A 3089-nucleotide genomic window follows, 5' to 3' on the forward strand; every position below is an offset into this window, starting at 1 on the left:
GCCTTGCCCTGGCCGGGCGGGGGCGGCCGAGGGTGCGGGTGGTGTGCTGGTTGCGCAGTGCCTGCCGGTCCACCGCCATCTGGAGGCGGTTCTGCGCCGGAGCCCGCCAGATGTGGCAGATGGCCAGTGCCAGCGCGTCCGCCGCGTCGGCCGGCTTGGGCGGCGCGTCCAGCCGCAGCAGGCGCGTGACCATGGCCCCGACCTGCGCCTTGTCGGCGCGGCCGCTGCCGGTGACGGCGGCCTTGACCTCGCTGGGGGTGTGCAGCGCGACGGGGATGCCCCGCCGGGCCGCGCAGACCATGGCGACGGCGCTGGCCTGGGCGGTGCCCATCACGGTGCTGACGTTGTGCTGGGCGAAGACCCGCTCCACGGCGACGAACTCGGGCCGGTACTCGTCCAGCCACCGCTCGAGCCCCTGCTCCAGGGCGACCAGCCGTATCGCGGGCTCGGCGTCCACGGGCGTGCGGACCACGCCGACGCCGCGCATGGTCAGCGGCCGCCCGGCGACCCCTTCGACCACGCCGACGCCGCACCGGGTCAGTCCCGGGTCCACCCCCAGTACCCGCACAGCGTTCGCCTCCTGGCTCGTTCCCGCGTTCGTTCACCTGTTCCCGCAGGCAGGAAGGCTATCGCGCCGCACCGACAGGAGGGCCGAAGCGAACGGCGGGCCGGGGGAACGTGTCCGTCCCGCCGACCCGCCGCAGCGCCGTGCACAGGTGACGCCTCTCAGGCGTCGACCTTCTCCATGACCTCGTCGGAGACGTCGAAGTTGGCGTAGACGTTCTGCACGTCGTCGCTGTCCTCGAGCGCGTCGATCAGCTTGAAGATCTTGCGCGCGCCGTCCTCGTCCAGCTCGACCTGCATGGTCGGGACGAAGTTGGCGTCGGCCGAGTCGTAGTCGATGCCGGCCTCCTGGAGGGCGGTGCGGACCGCGACCAGGTCGGTGGCCTCGCTGATGACCTCGAAGGTCTCGCCGAGGTCGTTGACCTCCTCGGCGCCCGCGTCCAGGACCGCGCCGAGGACGTCGTCCTCGGAGAGCTCGCCCTTGGGGACGATCACCACGCCCTTGCGGTTGAAGAGGTACGACACCGAACCGGGGTCGGCCATCGAGCCGCCGTTACGGGTCATGGCGACCCGCACGTCGGAGGCGGCACGGTTGCGGTTGTCGGTGAGGCACTCGATGAGCACCGCGACACCGTTCGGGCCGTAGCCCTCGTACATGATCGTCTCGTAGTCGGCGCCGCCGGCCTCGAGGCCCGCGCCGCGCTTGACCGCGGAGTCGATGTTCTTGTTCGGGACCGACGACTTCTTCGCCTTCTGGATGGCGTCGAACAGCGTCGGGTTGCCGTCCGGGTCGGCGCCGCCGGTCCGCGCAGCGACCTCGATGTTCTTGATCAGCTTCGCGAAGAGCTTGCCGCGCTTGGCGTCGATGACGGCCTTCTTGTGCTTCGTCGTGGCCCATTTAGAGTGGCCGGACATCTGCCTGTCTCCTTCGCGTAACCCATCACCTACGAACGGCAGAGATCCTACAAGGCTCCCGCTGTCCGCTTCGCCCGCACCATCTCGGTGAACAGCGCGTGCACCCGGAAGTCGCCGGTCAGCTCCGGGTGGAACGCGGTGGCCAGGGCGTCGCCCTGACGCACCGCGACCACGGCGCCCTCGTGCCGGGCGAGCACCTCCACGTCCTGTCCGACCTTCTCGGCCAGGGGCGCGCGGATGAACACCCCGGTCACCGGATCGCCCGCCACGCCGGTCATCTCCAGCGGCGCCTCGAAGGACTCGTTCTGCCGTCCGAAGGCGTTGCGGCGCACCGTCATGTCGATGCCGCCGACGCTCTGCTGGCCCGAGCGCGGATCGGCGATCCGGTCGGCGAGCAGGATCATCCCGGCGCAGGTCCCGTACACCGGCATCCCGGCCCGCACCCGCTCGCGCAGCGGCTCGAGCAGCCCGAACATCTCGGCCAGCTTGGAGATCACGGTCGACTCCCCGCCCGGCAGGACCAGGCCGTCGACGGCGGCCAACTCCTGCGGGCGGCGGACCGCGACCGGCGCGGCGCCGGCCTGTTCCAGCGCCGCGAGGTGTTCCCTGACGTCGCCCTGCAGGGCCAGGACGCCGATCACGGGACGGTCGTGCTCCGTCGTCATCTGCGGTGTCACCAGCCGCGGTTGGCGTAGCGCTCCGACTCGGGGAGCACGTCGCAGTTGATGCCGACCATGGCCTCGCCCAGGTTGCGGGAGGCGTCCGCGATCACCTTGGGGTCGTCGTAGAAGGTGGTGGCCTTGACGATGGCCGCGGCGCGCTTGGCCGGGTCGCCCGACTTGAAGATGCCGGAGCCGACGAAGACGCCCTCGGCGCCGAGCTGGCGCATCAGCGCCGCGTCCGCCGGGGTGGCGACGCCGCCGGCCGAGAACAGCACCACCGGCAGCTTGCCCAGCTGGGCGACCTCGCGGACCAGCTCGTAGGGGGCGCGCAGCTCCTTGGCGGCGGCGTACAGCTCGTGCTCGTCCAGGCCGCGCAGGCGGGAGATGTCGCCCTTGATCTGGCGCAGGTGGCGGACCGCCTCGACGACGTTGCCGGTGCCGGCCTCGCCCTTGGAGCGGATCATCGCCGCGCCCTCGGAGATCCGGCGCAGCGCCTCACCCAGGTTGGTCGCGCCGCAGACGAAGGGGGTGGTGAAGCCCCACTTGTCGGAGTGGTTGACCTCGTCGGCCGGGGTCAGCACCTCGGACTCGTCGATGTAGTCGACGCCGAGCGCCTGCAGCACCTGTGCCTCGACGAAGTGGCCGATGCGGGACTTGGCCATCACGGGGATCGAGACGGCGTCGATGATGCCCTCGATCATGTCCGGGTCGGACATCCGGGCCACACCGCCGTCCTTGCGGATGTCGGCCGGAACCCGCTCCAGCGCCATCACGGCGACCGCGCCGGCGTCCTCGGCGATCTTCGCCTGCTCAGGGGTGACGACGTCCATGATGACGCCGCCCTTGAGCTGCTCGGCCATGCCGCGCTTGACGCGGGCGGTGCCGGTGACGGGGGCGGACTCGGTGCCGTTGAGGGTGGACATGGTCATGCCTCACAAGGGTGGGGAG

General features: G+C 71.2%; 4 protein-coding genes. All 4 read right to left on the reverse strand.

From position 1 onward, the window contains the following. On the reverse strand, positions 1-568 hold a 568-nt coding region (gene ruvC / locus ACOV8S_RS23715), incomplete at its 3' end, for a crossover junction endodeoxyribonuclease RuvC (RefSeq protein ID WP_448320139.1). Between the two features lie 158 nt (positions 569-726). Continuing rightward, positions 727-1479, reverse strand: coding sequence for a YebC/PmpR family DNA-binding transcriptional regulator (locus ACOV8S_RS23720; protein WP_351112263.1), 753 nt, complete (start codon positions 1477-1479; stop codon positions 727-729). A gap of 47 nt (positions 1480-1526) precedes the next feature. Then, a complete protein-coding gene (gene pdxT, locus ACOV8S_RS23725; protein ID WP_448320141.1) occupies positions 1527-2144 on the reverse strand; it encodes a pyridoxal 5'-phosphate synthase glutaminase subunit PdxT in 618 nt (205 codons plus the stop codon). A gap of 8 nt (positions 2145-2152) precedes the next feature. Then, a complete protein-coding gene (gene pdxS, locus ACOV8S_RS23730; protein WP_448320433.1) occupies positions 2153-3064 on the reverse strand; it encodes a pyridoxal 5'-phosphate synthase lyase subunit PdxS in 912 nt (303 codons plus the stop codon). Positions 3065-3089: the final 25 nt, after the last annotated feature.

It is taken from the genome of Streptomyces sp. CO7, assembly GCF_053474865.1.